10 protein-coding genes are annotated in these 16,848 nt (G+C 64.6%); 4 read left to right on the top strand and 6 right to left on the bottom strand.

All coding sequences use genetic code 11. The features are described 5' to 3' along the window. The first annotated feature begins 62 nt into the window (after window positions 1-62). Together ABH924_RS12945 and ABH924_RS12940 are read left to right on the top strand one after the other, a co-directional pair. Window positions 63-1,532, top strand: coding sequence for a sugar porter family MFS transporter (locus tag ABH924_RS12945; protein ID WP_404499356.1), 1,470 nt, complete (start codon window positions 63-65; stop codon window positions 1,530-1,532). A gap of 388 nt (window positions 1,533-1,920) precedes the next feature. Continuing rightward, on the top strand, window positions 1,921-5,085 hold the full coding sequence (locus ABH924_RS12940; protein ID WP_404499354.1) for a GH92 family glycosyl hydrolase: 3,165 nt from the start codon (window positions 1,921-1,923) through the stop codon (window positions 5,083-5,085). A 79-nt stretch (window positions 5,086-5,164) separates the two neighbouring features. On the opposite strand, the gene ABH924_RS12935 is transcribed toward ABH924_RS12940, so the two are convergent. From ABH924_RS12935 to nirB, 3 genes are read right to left on the bottom strand one after another with little or no spacing between them, the layout of a single operon-like run. Continuing rightward, window positions 5,165-6,325 (bottom strand): uroporphyrinogen-III synthase, encoded by a 1,161-nt coding sequence (locus ABH924_RS12935; RefSeq protein ID WP_404499352.1) that lies wholly within the window; start codon window positions 6,323-6,325, stop codon window positions 5,165-5,167. A gap of 10 nt (window positions 6,326-6,335) precedes the next feature. Further along, complete coding sequence (cobA, locus tag ABH924_RS12930) at window positions 6,336-7,370, bottom strand: uroporphyrinogen-III C-methyltransferase (protein WP_404499350.1); 1,035 nt, start codon at window positions 7,368-7,370, stop codon at window positions 6,336-6,338. A 13-nt stretch (window positions 7,371-7,383) separates the two neighbouring features. Next, a complete protein-coding gene (gene nirB, locus ABH924_RS12925; protein ID WP_404499348.1) occupies window positions 7,384-10,011 on the bottom strand; it encodes a nitrite reductase large subunit NirB in 2,628 nt (875 codons plus the stop codon). Between the two features lie 280 nt (window positions 10,012-10,291). On the opposite strand from nirB, the gene nirD reads away from it, so the two are divergent. Beyond that, entirely contained in the window at window positions 10,292-10,663 is a 372-nt protein-coding gene (gene nirD, locus ABH924_RS12920) for a nitrite reductase small subunit NirD (protein WP_404499346.1), read from the top strand. 1 nt (window position 10,664) lies between these two features. Here the strand turns inward: nirD and ABH924_RS12915 are convergent, their stop codons facing one another. The 3 genes from ABH924_RS12915 to ABH924_RS12905 all read right to left on the bottom strand — a co-directional run bounded on the left by ABH924_RS12915 (window position 10,665) and on the right by ABH924_RS12905 (window position 15,951). Further along, on the bottom strand, window positions 10,665-12,413 hold the full coding sequence (locus tag ABH924_RS12915) for a phospho-sugar mutase (RefSeq protein ID WP_404499344.1): 1,749 nt from the start codon (window positions 12,411-12,413) through the stop codon (window positions 10,665-10,667). Window positions 12,414-12,566: 153 nt separating this feature from the next. Then, entirely contained in the window at window positions 12,567-14,240 is a 1,674-nt protein-coding gene (locus tag ABH924_RS12910; protein ID WP_404499342.1) for a glycoside hydrolase family 32 protein, read from the bottom strand. Between the two features lie 106 nt (window positions 14,241-14,346). Continuing rightward, complete coding sequence (locus tag ABH924_RS12905) at window positions 14,347-15,951, bottom strand: glycoside hydrolase family 68 protein (RefSeq protein ID WP_404499340.1); 1,605 nt, start codon at window positions 15,949-15,951, stop codon at window positions 14,347-14,349. Window positions 15,952-16,414: 463 nt separating this feature from the next. On the opposite strand from ABH924_RS12905, the gene ABH924_RS12900 reads away from it, so the two are divergent. Beyond that, a partial coding sequence (locus ABH924_RS12900) for an IS701 family transposase (protein ID WP_404499338.1) occupies window positions 16,415-16,848 on the top strand: 434 nt, incomplete at its 3' end.

Raw genomic sequence — 16,848 nt, 5'->3', positions numbered from 1 at the left:
CGCGCGTTAGTCTGGTGTTCAGAGCGGGTGTATGACCCGCACCACATGACAAAGGAGTCCTGATGTCTGCTACTCAAAGTCACGGTAGAGCCGGCAGCGCGGTCGCGCTTCCACCTTTGACCAACGGGCCGCACCGCAAGCGCCTTGGCCTGGTCGCCCTGATCGCCACCTTCGGTGGCCTGCTGTTCGGTTATGACACGGGTGTCATAAATGGCGCATTGAGGCCAATGACGGCCGAACTCGGCTTGACGCCGTTCACCGAGGGCATCGTTGCCAGCTCGCTCGTCTTCGCCGCGGCGCTCGGCGCGCTCTCGGGCGGACGGATCTCCGACGGGTGGGGGCGTCGCAAGACGATCATCCTGCTGGCGGTGCTGTTCTTCGTTGGCACCTTGGTGTGCGTGTTCACACCGAGCTTCGGGGTGCTCGTCGTCGGCCGCGTCCTGCTCGGTCTCGCAGTGGGTGGCGCCTCGGCGGTGGTTCCGGTGTTCCTGGCGGAGATGGCCCCGTATGAGATCCGCGGCTCCCTCGCGGGCCGCAACGAGCTCATGATCGTCGTCGGCCAGCTGGCGGCCTTCGTGGTCAACGCCATCATCGGCATCGTGTGGGGTGACGTCCCCGGCGTGTGGCGCATCATGCTTGCGGTCTGCGCGTTGCCGGCGATCGCGCTGTTCTTCGGTATGCTCCGCGTGCCCGAGTCGCCGCGCTGGCTCGTGGAGAAGGGCCGGCACGATGAGGCCCTCGCGGTGCTGAGGTCCGTCCGCTCCGAGGACCGCGCGCTTGCGGAGCTCGGTGAGGTCGAGAATGTCGCCAAGGAGGAGCAGGAGAGCCAGCAGATCGGCTGGCGTGCGGTCTTCAGCAACAAGAACCTGTTCCGCATTCTGCTCGTTGGCATCGGCCTGGGCGTCGCCCAACAGCTGACCGGCATCAACTCGATCATGTACTACGGCCAGACGGTGCTTGTCGAGTCGGGCTTCAACGAGAGCGGCGCGCTCATCGCGAACATCGCGCCCGGCGTGATTGCCGTGGTCGGCGGCGTCATCGCCTTGTCGCTGATGGACCGGATCGACCGTCGCAAGACCTTCATCCTTGGCCTCACGCTGACCACCAGCTGCCACCTGCTCATCGGGTTCGCCTCAATGATGTTGCCCGTGGGCAACCCGATCCGCCCGTACGTGATCCTCTTCCTGGTGGTTGCCTTCGTCGGGTCCATGCAGACGTTCCTGAACGTCGCGGTGTGGGTCTACCTGTCGGAAGTCTTCCCGCTGCACATGCGCGGCTTCGGTACCGGCGTCTCGATCTTCTTCCTCTGGGTCGTGAACGGTTTCCTTTCGCTGTTCTTCCCATCGCTGGTCGCGGGGGTCGGGATCACCGGCACATTTTTCCTCTTCGCCGTCGTCGGGGCGCTGGCCCTGGTCTTCGTCGTCAAGCAGGTCCCCGAAACCCGTGGCCGCACCCTGGAAGCACTCGAGGAAGACGTCACCACCGGTGCCATCTACTTGGTCCACAAGAACCCGGGACCGGTCGGTTCGTAGCCCAGCGGTGAGGGACTGGCGCGGCAGCTTGATCTGGCAGTAGCGACGTTCGATGACGTTCCTGGTCTTGTAGTCGGAGCCGTCGGGTGAGACGGGTCTGTCGCTGCGATTCGCGCCATCGCCTCCTACTTCACCCCTCAGCGTCGTGACCGCAAAGAGGCGACGCCGTGGCCGCCGAGCAGGCTGTGAAGAACCTGTTCGGCGGCCACGACTGCCGTCAGCGCTTAATGATCGCGCCAACAACGCCTGTCTGCGGGTGCGGAGCGGATTCGACGGCGGGCCGTCAGACGGCCGGCGCGAACATGATTGACGCTACGTGGATACTGGGATACCGTCTCTTGGAAACGTTTCCATGCGCTTTCTGGCTATGTCAAGGAGGACACAGCAAATGAAGATCCGTATCCTGGCGAGACGGGCCAGACGCATGAAGTCGCACGCTGCGGCATCCCTTGCGATCGCCCTCGTCGCGGGACTGATCGGCCCGGCCCTTGTGGCGCAGCCGGCCTCCGCGGCTGGACCCATAGCCAACCCCGCGGCATCCGTCAACACCTTCATCGGCACCAAGGACGAAGGGAACACCTTCCCCGGTGCGTCGGCGCCGTTCGGCATGGCCCAGGTGAGTCCGACTGGCAAACATTTCGCGGGCTGGCAATACGATGACACGACGGTTCGGGGTTTCGGTCATTCCTACCTCTCGGGCGCCGGATGCTGGGAACAAGGCGGTCTGCTTTCCGTGCTCCCCACGACCGGCGAGGTCGGCCCCGGCAAGTCGTTCGACACCTCCAACGGGCGCACCTTCGATCACACCCGATATGCCGCGACCCTCACCCATGACGGCGAGATCGGTACCGCCGGCTACTACCGGACCAGGCTCACCTCCTCCGGTGGAATCGACGTCGAAGCCACCGCATCCACCCGCGTCGGGGTGCAGCGATACACCTTCCCCGCGACCGGCAACGCCAATGTGTTCCTCAACACCGGTCAGGCCAATCAAACTCTCAAGGTGAAGAACTCCTCGATCACGATCGTCGGTGACCGCACCGTCGTGAGCGAGATCCGCGTGCAGGGATTCTGCTCGGGGAAGGACTTCGAGTACACCACCTGGTTCGCTACGAGGTTCGACCGGCCCTTCGCGTCCTCGGGAACCTGGAATGAGACCGGCGGCATGCCAGGGTCGACCGCTCAGCCATCCGGTGCCGGGCAGAAGGGCGCCTGGGTGAGTTTCGACACCAGCGAGAACCGCACGGTTCAGCTCTCGACCGGGCTCTCCTTCACGGGCATGGCCGGTGCGATCGCCAACCTCGTGGAGGAGGGACTCGATGACAATGGGGCCATCATCCCTTTCGACGCCGTCAAGGATGCGACGGTCGCGGAGTGGAACACCGAACTTCGGAAAGCCACCACCTACGGAGGCACCGCCAACGACAACGTCACCTTCTACACAGCGCTCTACCACGCTTTCCTCCAGCCCATCACCTCGACAGACTTCGATGGCCGTTACCGCGGCTTCGACGACAAGAACCACGTGGCGGACGGCTGGACCTACTACCAGTGGTTCTCGCTGTGGGACACCTACCGCTCACAGAACCAACTGCTCGCCATGCTGCAGCCGGAACGCGCGCAGGATATGGCCAGAAGCGTTCTGACGATTCAGCAGCAGGGTGGCTGGCTGCCGCGCTGGGCGTACGCGAACTACGAGGCCAATGTCATGACGGGCGATCCGGCTTCCCCTTTCCTCGCCGACCTCTGGCGGTTCGGGGCGGTGCAGGGCGGGGTGACGCTCGGCGCTGAGGACACCCTGTCCGGCACGGCGGTCGAACTCGATGAGAAGCTTCTGCTCGCGGCGCTGCTGGAGAACATCGACACTGCGCCTCCCGCCGGGAGCCAGTTCGCCGGGCGCTCCGCTATCGCCGACTACATCGCGAAGGGGTACGTGCCCGCCAACCGCTGGGCCCCGAAGAAGGGCATGGACACCGACGAACACCACGGCGGTTCGGCGACCATGGAGTACGCGGTCGGCGATTGCGCCGTCTCGCTCGTCGCGGAGGGATTAGGCGACAACGCCACGGCTGTGCGTCTTGCCTCTCGTGCGAGCAACTGGAAGAACGTGTGGAACCGGGCCGCGACCGAGACTGGATACACAGGCTTCCCGCGCGAGAGAAATGCCGACGGCAGCTGGGGCGGCAACACCGGGGGATTCCAGGAAGGAACGGCGTGGCAATACCAGTGGCTTGCCTGGCAGGACGCGGACGGACTCGCGGAGGCCATCGGCGGAGTCGGTCAGGCCATCAGCCGCCTCGACAAATTCTTCGACATTGGACGCGTCTTCACCGATCCGGCCGGTGCCGCGAGGGGATCCTGGGTCACCGGAGCGCTTGACTACAACCGGATCGAGTACAACCCGAACAACGAACCGAACCTGCACGCTGCGTGGATGTATAACTTCTACGGGGAACCCGCGAAGGCGTCAGCGGTGAACCGGGCGGCCCAAACGCTTTTCACCAACAAGCCGAACGGTGTCACCGGAAACGACGATCTCGGAACCATGTCGGCCTGGTACGCATTCTCTGCGCTCGGCATGTATCCTTCGGTTCCCGGTTCTGGTGATCTGCTGTTGCACGCTCCACGCTTTCCGCGGCTGGACCTCGACTTCGGTGACACGACTCTGACCATCAAGGCAGACGGCGCCGATGGATCGAAACTGCAATACATCGACGGAGTCTCGTTCAACGGCACTCCACAAAGCGCGAGCTACACCAACTGGGATCGGTTGAAGAAGGGCGGAACGCTCGAGGTGACGCTCACCGCCGACGCATCCACAACCTGGGGAGAGGCTAGCGCCGACCGCCCGAAGGCTCCATGCTCGTCGGTCGTCGACGAGGTTGCGCCAACGGTGCGGTTGAACACGGCGCCGGTGACTCCGGCATCCGGCTGGCATACCGCCGGGGTCACCGTTTCGGCCACCGCGGATGACAACGACTCCCGGACGCCGAGCATCGAGACTCGTCTCGACGGCGGCGAGTGGCAGCCGTACACCGCGGAGATCCTCTTCGCGGCGGATGGCGTTCACATTCTCGAGGCGCGCGCGATCGACAAGACCGGCAACATCTCGGAGATCGCACGCGCGCGTGTGGCAATCGACATGACCGCTCCCGTGACCACCGTTCAATTGCCCGTCGCCGATGCGAAGGCTACGACGGTCAAGCTTGTGTTCGATGCGGAGGACGCCCTCTCCGGCGTTGCATTCACCGAGTATCGAATCGGCGAGGAGGAGTGGAGTGCGGCGCCCGCGGACGGGGTGAAGTTCGACAAGGCCGGAAGCCATTCGGTCTCGTACCGCTCGACAGACCGCGCAGGCAACGTGGAAGTGGCGCGATCACTGACTGTGACCGTCCGAGACGGCGGTACCGACCCCGTGGTCACGACGACTTTGACTAGGGACGGCGGGCTCGCCACGACAGGATTCAGCATGGCCGGGCTATGGCTGCTCGGCACGCTGCTCGTGTTCACCGGAGCCGTGATCGCGATCGCTATCCGGCGCCGTCGAGCCTGATCCACATCCTGTCGGACCCGCGGTGCGACATCGCGGCCCGACGGCCGGGGGCGGGTTTGGCACGTGCCACTCGAGGGACCTAGACGCGGAGCCGGTAACCGCGTTTGACCACGGTTTCCACGAGCCTTCCGTCCGGGAGCGAGGACCGCAAACGGCTCACCGTCATGTCCAGGGCATGGACCGAGCCACGCAGTTCCAGAAGATCGGAAAGCGCCTCTCGGGACAGCACTGCGCCCCCGGCTCCCAAAAGCGCTCGCAGCAGGAGCAGCGGAGCCGGGGCCAGCTCCACCACGGAACCATTGATCTTCAAACAGCGGCCGCGCAGCTCGATGTTCCCTGCGGGAGTGTCGAGCCGGCGCACATGGTTCAGGGCCAGATGTTCGGTGACGAGCCGGATGAGCGCACCCATGCGGTAGCGGTCCGGGATGAGGGGGGCGAGCCCAGCGTCGATTAGCGGCTGTGCGGTGACGGGCCCGACGGCGGCCACGGTCACCTGGGTCTTGAGGGCCTCGATCAGCTGGCGGTACATGCCCATTTCGTGGGCAGTGCTCCACATGGCGTCTACCGCGGGCGCGCTCGTAAAGGTGAGCACATCCAAGTCTCCACTGCAGGCGGCTTCGATCAGGCGCGGCAGCTTGTCTTCGCCGTCGGGCTTTACCCAGCGGTAGGGGGTGACGGTGAGGACCGTCGCGCCGGACATCCGGAGGCGTTCCAACTGGCGCACATCGGTGTAGCCGTGCAATTGCACTGCGACGGTCTTCCCTCGGACGCCTTCCTGAAGGAGCATGTCCACCAGCGTGGCGGTGGTTTCGTCACTGCTGATCCCGACGTCGGCAAGGCCCGCCGCACGGACCGCACCTCGGGCTTTTGGTCCCCGCACGAACATGCGGCAGGCAGCCAGGACGTCGAGAAGTTGCTCGCCGATGCCGAAAGAGTCCGCGGCCTCGCACCAGCGCCGCATGCCGTAGGCAGTGGTGGCGATGCAGATATCGGGCTTGGCCGCGATGATCGTTTTCGTGTCCTGGATGAGCGTGATGTCTTCCTGGACCGGCGCGATCTTCAAAGCCGGGGCGTGCAGCACGGAAGCGCCGCGCCGTTCGAGCGCCTCGATCAAGTCCCGTGAACGCCTGTGTGAAGTCACCCCGATGCGGAAACCGTCCAGCGGCGCATCGTCGGTTGGTACGGGGGTGGCCAACGGCGAGCCTGCATCGATGGAATCAAGGGCATTCAACGTAGTCATGTGTGTTCTTTCAGGCTTCAAGGAGGGAAGCTGCGAGTAGGTTGAGCTCTGCGGTGGCTTCGGTGTGATTGCGGTTGGCTTCGGCCACCCGGACCACTTCGCCAATGACCAGGACGGCCGGGTTGGTGCAGCCTGCGGCCGCGGTTTCAATGGTGCCGAGTTCGGCGATGGTAGTGCGTTGTCCGGGGCGGTAGCCGCGTTCGACAACGGCCATGGGCATTGCGGGGTCCATCCCGGCCCGGCGGAGCCCGGCGGCGAGCTGGGGGAGGGTGCCGATGCCCATGAGGACCACGATTGTCCCGCCGAGGCCGGCCAGGTGCGTGTGCTCCTTTTCGGTCAGCGGTGCGTGGCCCGAGACAACCGTGAACATGTGGCTGACCTCGCGGTGCGTGACGGGAATGCCCGCGGCGGCCGGGACCGAGATGGCGCTCGTGACGCCCGAGATGACGCGTACGGGGACGCCCGCCTGCACGCACGCGCTGACTTCTTCGCCGCCGCGGCCGAACACATAGGGGTCACCGCCTTTGAGCCGCACCACGTTCTTCCCGGCCAGGGCGGCGTCGACCATGAGTTTTTCGATGTCGCATTGGGCTACTTTGTGGTGCCCGGGGCGCTTGCCGACGTCCACCATTTCCGCGGACGTCAATTGCGCCAGTTCAGCGTAGGGGGCGAGCCGGTCGTAAAAGACGACGTCGGCGTCCCGCAGCGCGTTGACCGCGCCCATGGTCAGTAGATCGAGGGCGCCGGGACCGCCGCCAACCAGGGTGACCTGGCCTGACTCGCCTGCGGGCGGTTCGCTGGCGACGGGGATCCCCGCTTTCCGGCAGCGTTCGAGCAGGAGTTCCCAGCCGGGCTGCCCATCGTCGACGGCCGCGACCAGGAAGGGGCGTTCGGGCAGCGGGCCGTCGGCGTCGGCTCCGTCGGGGGCGCTGAGCCGATGGACGACGGCGCCGGCGGCTTCGTAGCGCCGGACGGCCTGCCGTGCGGCGTGGGCCGAGCCTGTGACCAGAACGTCGCGGCCTGTGAGGTCGATGGTGAGCTGCATGGCTTCTTGCTCCTTAGACCTGGCCGCGAACGGGAATCGTGCTGGCGATGAGGACGCCGCCCTTTTCCTCGTTGGTGGCGGGGCGGATCTGGCCGCGTTCGGGGACGAAGGTGATGGCTTCGTCTTTCTGGTCGGGGGCGTTGACGAAGGAGCGGAAGCGGCGGAGCCGTTCCGGGTCTTTGAGGGTCTCGGCCCATTCGTCCTGGTAGGTGTCGATGTGGCGCGCCATGGCGGTTTCGAGGTCGTTGGCGATGCCGAGGGAGTCGTGGATGATGACGTCCTCGATGTGTTTGAGGCCGCCGTCGAGTTCTTCCTGCCAGCGGGCGGTGCGCTGGAGCCGGTCCGCGGTGCGGATGTAGTACATGAGGTAGCGGTCGATGTATTTGATCAGGGTGTCGTCGTCCAGGTCCTGGGCGAGGAGTTGCGCGTGGGCGGGCAGGAATCCGCCGTTGCCGCCGACGTAGAGGTTCCAGCCTTTGTCGGTGGCGATGACGCCGACGTCCTTGCCGCGGGCTTCGGCGCATTCGCGGGCGCAGCCGGAGACGCCCATTTTGAGTTTGTGCGGGCTGCGCAGGCCGCGGTAGCGCATTTCCAGGTTGATGGCCATGGCGACGGAGTCCTGGACGCCGAAGCGGCACCAGGTCGAGCCCACGCACGATTTCACGGTGCGCAGGCTCTTGCCGTACGCCTGGCCGGACTCGAAGCCGGCCTCGACGAGTTCTTTCCAGATCTCGGGGAGTTGTTCGAGGCGGGCCCCGAACATGTCGATCCGCTGCCCGCCGGTGATCTTCGTGTAGAGACCGTACTTCTCGGCAACGCGGGCGATCACGCCCAGGCCCTTCGGCGTGATTTCGCCGCCGGCGATGCGCGGGACTACGGAGTAGGTGCCGTCCTTTTGCATGTTGGCCAAGGCGCGGTCGTTGGTGTCCTGCAGGGTGCCGCGGCCGGCGCCGAGGACGTATTCGCTGTTCTGGCTGGCCAGGATGGAGGCGATGGTGGGTTTGCAGATGTCGCAGCCGGCGCCGGTGCCGTATTTGGCCAGGATGTCCTCGAAGGAGTCCAGTTCCAGGACGCGGATGGCGTCGAAGAGTTCCTGGCGGGAGAGGCTGAAGTGCTCGCACAACGCCTTGGAGACCTCGATGCCGGACTTCGTCAGTTCCCCTTCGAGGAGTTTCTTGAGCATCGGCACGCAGGAGCCGCACTGGGTGCCGGCCCGGGAGCAGGTCTTCAGTTCGCCGAGTTCCCGGACGGGGGCGTTGCCCTCGCAGGAGCCGCAGCCGTTGATGGCGTCGCGGATGTTCCCGGCGGGGACGTTGTTGCAGGAGCACAGGATCGCGTCGTCGGGCAGTTCGGTGTCCGGGGCGTCCCCGCCGCCGGCGGCGGTCAAATAGGCGCCGGGTTCGGCGGGGAGTTCGCGGCCGAGCAGGGGGCGCAGGCTCATGTAGGGGGTGGCGTCGCCGACGAAGATGCCGCCGAGCAGGGTCTTGGCGTCGTCGGTGGTGACGATCTTCTGGTAGACACCCCGGGCCGGGTCGGCGTAGACGATCTCCAAGGAGTGCTCGGTTGTGGCGAACGCGTCGCCGAAGCTGGCCACGTCCACGCCGGAGAGCTTGAGCTTGGTGGCGGTGTCGAAGCCGGGGAAGGTTGCCTGCCCGCCGTGCAGGCGGTCGGCCACGATCTCGGCCATCGTGTTTGCCGGTGCCACGAGTCCCAGGCACATGCCCTCGAAGTTCGCCACCTCACCGATGGCCCAAATGCCGGGGACCGGGGTGGCGCAGTGGTCGTTGATGACCACGCCGCCTTTCTTGCCGATTTCGAATAGCGCTTCTTCGCCATCAGTGGGGTCTTGGGCGGCGCGGAACAGTTCATCGCGGGGACGGATGCCGATGGACGCGATGACCATATCGGCGGGGATGATGCGGCCGTCCTTCATGAGGACGCCGGTGACCTGGCCGTCGTCGTTGGACAATACTTCGGCGGGGTAGGTTCCCGTAAGAACTTCCAGTCCCTTGGCAGTGACCAGTCGGCCCAATGCCTGGCCGGCGCCCTCATCCAGCTGGGCGTTCATGAGCCAGCGCGAACCGTTGATGACGGTGGCCTGCGAGCCCAACTCCATGGTGCCGGCCGCTGCTTCCAAACCGAGGAGGCCGCCGCCGATGGTCACGGTCTTGACGGTCCTGCCAAGCTTCTCCGTGAGTTCGGTAATGGCCTTGTTGATGGCCCAGACGTCGTCGAGGGTGCGGTAGACATGGGCGAGCTCGCCGCCGGGGAAGGGGAGCTCTGCCGCGTCCGAGCCGGTGGCGACCACCAGGTGGTCGTAGTCGTACGTGTTGCCGGCCGCGGTCTCCACGGACTTGGCTTCGGGGTTGATCCTGACCACGCGCTCGCCCGTGCGCAGGGAGATGGATTCGTGCTCCCACATGGACATGTCGCCCAGGGTGAGGTCATAGTCCACATCGGTCAGGGCCTTGCTCAGCGTGACCCTGTCATACGGAACGTGCTCTTCCTCGCTCAGGACCGTGACGTGCCAGCCCTCGAGACCGCGGGTATGCATGGCATCGGCAAAACGGTGGGCCGCTGGGCCTCCGCCGGCGACAACAATACGGCGCTGGTTTTCTGGGGTGGAAGTGGGTCCGGTCACTGGTGGCCTTTCGCATACGCCGCAGAACGTGCTCCGCAACTTGTCACTTCAGACTACGGACGCGCAGTTTCTCTTCAGTTTCCCTTTTGTTTCGTGGTCTTAACTTCTGGGTCACGATTGGATGTCGGGACGTGTGAGGTCTCTTTTACGCACCGGACACATTGGCTGCGTTCCGGTGAAACACTCCCCGCCTACCTTGAAGGTATGGTCGCCTGGCGGCCGACGTCTGAAAGGAACGGACAGCATTTGTCCGGGCGCAGGCATAGCGAGAGGGGTTGACATGACCGTCATTCTGGAACGGGAAGAACAACTGACGAGCGCGCCGACGGCGTCCGGCTGGCACCGCGTATGCCCGTTGGACGAGCTGGAACCGGCTTGGGGCGAGGCAGCGTTGATCGACGGCGTGCAGGTGGCGCTCTTCCGTGTCGACGCCGAAAATGTCTACGCCGTCGCCCAGCAGGACCCCGCAACCTTGGCCAACGTCATGGCCCGCGGCATCACCGGTTCCCGGGGATCACGCCCCACCATCGCCTCGCCGTTGCACAAGGAGGTCTACGACCTGCAGACCGGTGAATGCTATTCAAACCCCGGGCTCCGGCTTCCGGCATTCAAGACCCGCGTGGTTGACGGCTTCATCGAAGTCGAACTCTAGCTCAGAGTCCCAGCGCTTCACGGACGTCGGCGAGTATGTGGTCCAAAGTCGTCCGCGCGGCGAGCCGGGTCTCTGCGAGTTCCGCCGCGGAACCGACCGACTTGATGACCTCCAGGTAGCACTTGAGCTTTGGCTCGGTGCCACTTGGCCGGATGATGACGCGGCTAAGGTCCCTGGTCAGATAGAGGAGGCCGTCGGTCGGCGGCAGTTGTTCGCTTCCCTCGGCCAAATCCACAAAGGTCTCGATGGCGGAACCACCAAAAGACTCGGGCGGATCGGCCCGGAGCCGGTTCATCATGGCGTCCAGCAAACCAAGGTCAGCCACCCGGATGCTGAGCTGGTCACTCGCATGCAGGCCGTGCACCAGGTAGATCTCGTCCAAGGTGTCGAAGATCGTCTTTCCTTCGGCCTTGGCCGCCGCCGCTAGTTCGGCGATGAGCAAGGAGGCGGAAATGCCATCCTTGTCCCTGACGAGTTCGGGCGCCACGCAGTAGCCCAAGGCTTCCTCGTAGCCGTACACAAGTCCCGGCACCCGGGAAATCCACTTGAATCCCGTCAACGTTTCCTCATGGACGAAGCCTGCCGCCGCCGCGATCCGGGAAAGCAACCGGGACGAGACGATTGAGTTAGCAAAAACGCCCCGGCTCGCGTCGCCTTGCCGGGCGTCCGCGGCATGCCGGGCCACGACATGTGCCCCGAGCAGGGCGCCTACTTCGTCGCCCCGCAACATCCGCCAAGCACCCGTATCGGGGTCCTTTGCCGCCACGGCCGCGCGGTCGGCGTCGGGGTCGTTGGCCAGCACAATGTCGGCACCGGAACGAGCTGCGGCAGCCAAAGCCAGATCGAGCGCGCCGGGTTCTTCCGGATTGGGAAAACTGACCGTGGGAAAGTCCGGATCCGGTGCTGCTTGCTCTTCCACGAGCGAGACGTCCGTGAAGCCCGCCGCGTTGAGTACCGAGACCGCGGTTTCACCGCCCACGCCATGCATGGGGGTCAGGACGATCTTCAGCTCACGGGCCGGGAAATTTTCGACGTCGGCCAGGCCGGCCATCGCGGCCTCATACTCGCCGGTGATGGAATCGGGCAGCTCAGTCCAGCCGGATTCAGCGAGTTCAATGGAAGCCAAGGGGCCCACGGCTTCAATGCTTGCGGCGATCTGCGAATCGTAAGGTGCCACGATCTGGGATCCCCGGCCGCTTTCCTCCACGGCCCGGCCTCCCAGGTACACCTTGTAACCGTTGTCCTGCGGCGGGTTGTGGCTCGCTGTGACCATGACGCCGCCGTCGCAATCAAGGGAACGGACCGTGTAAGCCAGCAGCGGGGTGGGAAGCGCCGAAGGCATCAGGAAGGTGTCGATTCCCGCGGCCGTGAAGATGGCGGCAGACTCTAGTGCGAAGACATCCGAGTTGTGCCTCGCGTCATAGCCGACGACGGCGCGCGGCCGCGTTCCGGGGGAAGCCGCCTCAACGGCGTCCTGGAGGAAGGCCGCCAAACCTGCCGCTGCCCGCCGCACCACCACGCGGTTCATCCTGTTGGGACCGGGACCGAGGGCTGCCCGCAGTCCCGCGGTACCGAACTGCAACGTTCCACTGAAGCTGTCTTCAAGCTGTTGCCGGGCTGCAGCGACGCCGCTGGAGGCGAGTGCGGTCAGTTCGGACAGGGCTGCCGCGGTGATCGGGTCCGGGTCCTGGGCAGCCCATTCGCCGGCGTCGGATATCAGCTTTTCAAATTCGGCATCGCTCGATGTCATAGGGATAAAGCTATCGTCAAAGGGAATGAATGCCGAGGTCAAGCGCTATGTCAACGGTCACAGTACAGCCACCCCACCCCAACTGACTCGCATTAGTTGTCGTTATGAGGCGTCTTAACGACAACTAATGCGAGTCAGTTGGGTTCCCGGGCGTCAGGGTTGCATCCGCGTGCTCGTGAGTACGAAGCTCGTGGTGCCTCCCGCGCTGAAGGCGGCCGCACCCGTGTTGCCCCACTGCGGGAAGAAGATGTCCGAAATGACCACCGATCCGTCTTGCGTGAACACCTCAACGGACGAGGAATCGAGGAGGATGCGAAGGCGGACCTTGCCGTCCTTCATGGGCACGGAAGCTTGGTGGTAGGGGCTGAATTTCGGCGAGAAGTTGGAGGTTCCGGCCGCCGAGCGGTCCACTTTGAGAGTCTGGGTTGCGCGGTTGTATGAGATGCGGAGGCCTGCCTTCCCGTCCGGTGAACCCCGCAGCACAATGCCGGCGTCCGCGGAGCCCGCAACGTCAATTTCGGCCTCGATCAGCTGGGTTCGGGACCCAAAGTCGCCGCCGAGGGACTCCGTGGAGTCAGTGACGGTGAGGTTTTCGCTATGTACCTCACTGGTCTTGGTGTTCGTGAGCGCATCCGCGGCAGCCTGGGCGATGGTGGAATGGAGTTCGAAGCGGCTTCCCGTAGCTGCGAGGGTGAGTTGGCGGGGGATGGCCATAGATCCGCGCCACGGGGTGCTCGGTACGGACTGCGCAAAGTCCCAATTCCCCATCCAGCCGAGCAATACCGGCTTTCCGCCGGGAGCTGCGCTGATGGTGTTGGCCGCGTAGAAGTCCGCTCCATGATCCAGCCACTGTGACTCTGTCAGCGGGTCACCTGGTTTCGCCGCGTTTTCCGCCGTGAACCGGGTGCCGTCGAAATCGCCCACGAAGTACTGCATGCCGGAGCCTCCCGCGATGCCTCCGGGGTTGATGCTCACGATCATGACCCACTTCTTCAGCCCGCTGCCGCCGTCGACGTCTATCTGGAGCAGCTCGGGAACTTCCCAGAGGCCGCCCTGGGCGCCTACCCCCGAGAAGTCGCTGAGGAAGTTCCAGTGCAGCAAGTCCGTGGACTTGAAGAGTTTCACCACTTGGGCATCGGCTACCACCGTGGTCATGACCCAGTATTTGCCGGGCTCGTACCAGGTGATCTTGGGGTCCCGGAAGTTGTTCGACGCCGGCTTCAGGCTGAGCACCGGGTTGCCTTTGTACTTGGTCCAGGACGTCCCATGGTCCAGGCTGTAGGCCACGGACTGGGCCCGGCTACCCTTGGGCAGAGCCCCGCCGTCGCCGTATGAGCTGGTGTAGAGGGCTACCAGCGGCGGATCTTCAGCGGTGCCCAGGCCCGAGGCGTTCTTGGTGTCAGGAACGATGGCGCCGGAAAAGATCTCCTCGCTGGCAGAGCCTTCCATGGCTACCGGCTGCTGGGTCCAGTGAACCAGATCGGTGCTGGTGGAGTGGCCCCACGACATGTCTCCCCAGAAGTTGCCGTGCGGATTGTGCTGGTAGAACGCGTGATAGGTGCCGTTTTCGTAGACAAGGCCGTTGGGATCGTTGATCCAGTTTTGCGACGCTGTCAGGTGCGCGGCGGGCCGCCACGGGTCCGATTCGGACGGAGCCGGGGCGGGCGTTCCGCCGGCGGTGCCGCTTGCGGAAGGCTGGTTCGCCGCGGACGGCGAGGCGTCCGGCGTCGGGGTGCAGGAGCTCGCGAACATTGCCAGGACGACGGCGACGACGGCGAGTACCGCCTTGCGGGCGGGCCGGAGCGGGCGTTGGGGAAAGTGGAGCATGGGACTTCCTGGGTTGTGGCGCGGGGCGCCCGGGGTGAACCGGGCGCCCCATGTTTGCCGGGCAGGCAGCAAATCCTCTGCCTGCCCGGCTGGAATTGACGGTGGCCTACTTGTAGAGGCCTTCCCCTCCGACGCGGACGTTGGTGGGGAGGTAGCCGAACGGGCCGAGGCCGTTCTTGCCGAAGCTGCGGTCAACCTGCGTGACGCCACCGGCGAAGTTGATCTTTACCGTGGGGGAGAGGGACCCTCCACGGACTCCGTCGACATTGTCGATGAATGACTGCACCAAGCCGCCGGGCTGGACGTAGTGCGAGTACGCCTGGAACTGACGACCGTTCTGCTGTGCCGACTGGTTCCCGCTCGGGTTGTTCGCCGCGAGGTTCAAGTCGGTCGGCGAGCCGAGCGCGAGGCCCGAGTTGTTCACGGGCTGGAAGTCCGAACGGACGCCGTTCCCAACGAAGCCGTAGACGCCGTCGGGACCACGCATGCCATCGGCGTAGGTGAACTGGTGGCTGATGGTGAACAGGTAGTACTTGTTCTGGCCGTTTTCATTCTGGATGAAGATCTGTGGGCGCTCGGTCTGGTCGTTGACGCAGTTGGCGGACAGGATCGGCGGCAGGAAGTGCCACTGGGTCAAGTCCTTGTTGTCTGCGACAGCCAGGCCGACGCTCGCGGTCTGGAACCAAGAGCCAGTGGTGGTGTTGACCGTATTGGTGTTTTCGGCGTGGGGATCACCAGGGCGGTAGCCAAGGTCAGAATCCGTGCACTTGTAAGCGCCGCGGTTTCCGGCAGTGTTGCCTTCAAAGACCATGAAGGTCTGGCCCGGGTGGGCCGGGTCTTCGAAGGTGTACGGGTCGCGGAAGGCGAAGCCGGCGTTCTGGGCCTTGTTCTGGTACAGCTTGCCGTCCGGCTCGAGCAGCTTGGTGTGCTGGAAGCCGTCGAAGGTGACGCCGTTCTTGTCGGCGTGGATGTTGCCGAGGGCCTTGGCGATGACTGCGTCCGGAGCGATCCCGCCGCCGCCCGCGTTGCGCTCTGCACGGTCGTAGAACGTGGTGGCGGTGTAGAACACGTTGACGTGGTCACCCTGCATGAGGCGCGTGGAGCCGGACCATTCGGTGTTGCCGATGGAGGTGTTGTCCAGGAACAAGTGTCCGCCGTAGTTCCACTTGTCCTTCGCGGGGTCGGCGTTGGTCTTGCGGAAGAAGTAGCCGATGCGGGCGTTCCAGTGGCGCTGGTCGAAGCCGTAACCCGCGTGGCGGTCAGCGACGAGGGAGAAGATGACGTCCCAGCCCTTGTAGCTGATCTGGTTGGCGTTCTGGTCGGTCAGGGACCACGTGTCCCAGACCCAGACGTCGTCGTTCATGGCCGGGAAGTCCTTGGGGATCTCAGGCATGGTGACGTTAGGGCTCATGGAGTTCTGGCCGGGGGTCACGTTCGGGTTGCTTTGGGCCATGATCTGCTTGGCATCCGCCCGCGTCCATTTGGACGTGAAGTTTGCTGCGGGATCAAAGGCTTCCTGTGTGTGGACCGTCGGCAGCGGGAATCCCGGCGTGGGGGCCGGCATCGTGGTGGCCGGCTTGTCGGCAGGCAGGTTTGCCTGGGCTGCCGGTGATGCCATGAGGACCGTGGCAGCCACGCTGGCAGCGGCCGCAAAAGCGGCTGCCGACCGCAGACGGCGGCGTGGCCTGTTGGAGTTTGAGTGAGATTTCATGCTTGCTCTTCTCGCGGAGGTTGGACTACGGGGAATGGGCGCAAGCCCTTGTCCGAACTCCGGCGTCCCCGTGTCGCCAATGGCGTCCTCAGGAACGCCATCGTCTCGGGTGGAGGGGGATTCTTAGGAAGCCCCCATCCTGCGGTCCTGGCACGTCGACTTGCCGGGACCGTTCAAAGCTTGACGCGCGCTGAATGCGGCCGCAACTCGTGTTTCCAGCGGCCTGGGAGCCCATCGGCCACATGTCGGACATATGTGCGCAAGCGCTTACATTTTTACACCGCGCGCGTGCCATGGAAAGTAGCGCGGGTCAAATGTTTCTGAATAAATCTGATTTATTCAATAAGTTCACACGCCATTAACACTAGTACTACAGTCGCGTTTAATTTTAGCCGCGTCGGCGTTTTAACCGGGTTTTTGGTCCGGAGCCTGTTAATCGTTGGTGGTGAGTGATGATATTTGTGTGGCGGAAGTAGAAGAGTGGGCCGAGGGTCTGGAGGAGATTGGCGATCTTATTGGGCACCGATTCGCCCGTTCCGAGCCCCGCGAGAACGCTTTGGGCTACGTGCGTGGGCTGCTTTCGGATGAGGAACGCAAGAACTCCTGGACCCTCTCTGAGCGCGCCGGGCACGGCACCCCGGATGGCATGCAGCGGCTGCTCTCGACCACCGACTGGGATCCGGACGCTGTGCGGGATGACCTGTTCACCTACGTCAACCGCCACCTGGGCGATCCCGACGGGATACTGATCATCGACGAGACCGGGTTCCTCAAGAAGGGCGGCGCCTCGGCCGGGGTCGCACGCCAGTATTCGGGCACCGCCGGGCGGGTGGAGAACTGCCAGATCGGGGTGTTCCTGACGTACTCCGCCCCGGCCGGGCGCACGCTGCTGGACCG

Origin of the sequence: Arthrobacter sp. GAS37 (genome assembly GCF_044908325.1) — a bacterium.
Lineage (GTDB): Bacteria > Actinomycetota > Actinomycetes > Actinomycetales > Micrococcaceae > Arthrobacter > Arthrobacter ramosus.
Note: the sequence above shows the minus strand (reverse complement) of the source record. Positions and strands in the feature narration are given on the sequence as shown.

Coding starts and splice junctions, on each gene's coding strand:
- ABH924_RS12945 (WP_404499356.1), top strand. CDS start 63: ATGTCTGCTACTCAAAGTCACGGTAGAGCCGGCAGCGCGGTCGCGCTT.
- ABH924_RS12940 (WP_404499354.1), top strand. CDS start 1,921: ATGAAGATCCGTATCCTGGCGAGACGGGCCAGACGCATGAAGTCGCAC.
- ABH924_RS12935 (WP_404499352.1), bottom strand. CDS start 6,325: ATGACTACGTTGAATGCCCTTGATTCCATCGATGCAGGCTCGCCGTTG.
- cobA (WP_404499350.1), bottom strand. CDS start 7,370: ATGCAGCTCACCATCGACCTCACAGGCCGCGACGTTCTGGTCACAGGC.
- nirD (WP_404499346.1), top strand. CDS start 10,292: ATGACCGTCATTCTGGAACGGGAAGAACAACTGACGAGCGCGCCGACG.
- ABH924_RS12915 (WP_404499344.1), bottom strand. CDS start 12,413: ATGACATCGAGCGATGCCGAATTTGAAAAGCTGATATCCGACGCCGGC.
- ABH924_RS12910 (WP_404499342.1), bottom strand. CDS start 14,240: ATGCTCCACTTTCCCCAACGCCCGCTCCGGCCCGCCCGCAAGGCGGTA.
- ABH924_RS12905 (WP_404499340.1), bottom strand. CDS start 15,951: ATGAAATCTCACTCAAACTCCAACAGGCCACGCCGCCGTCTGCGGTCG.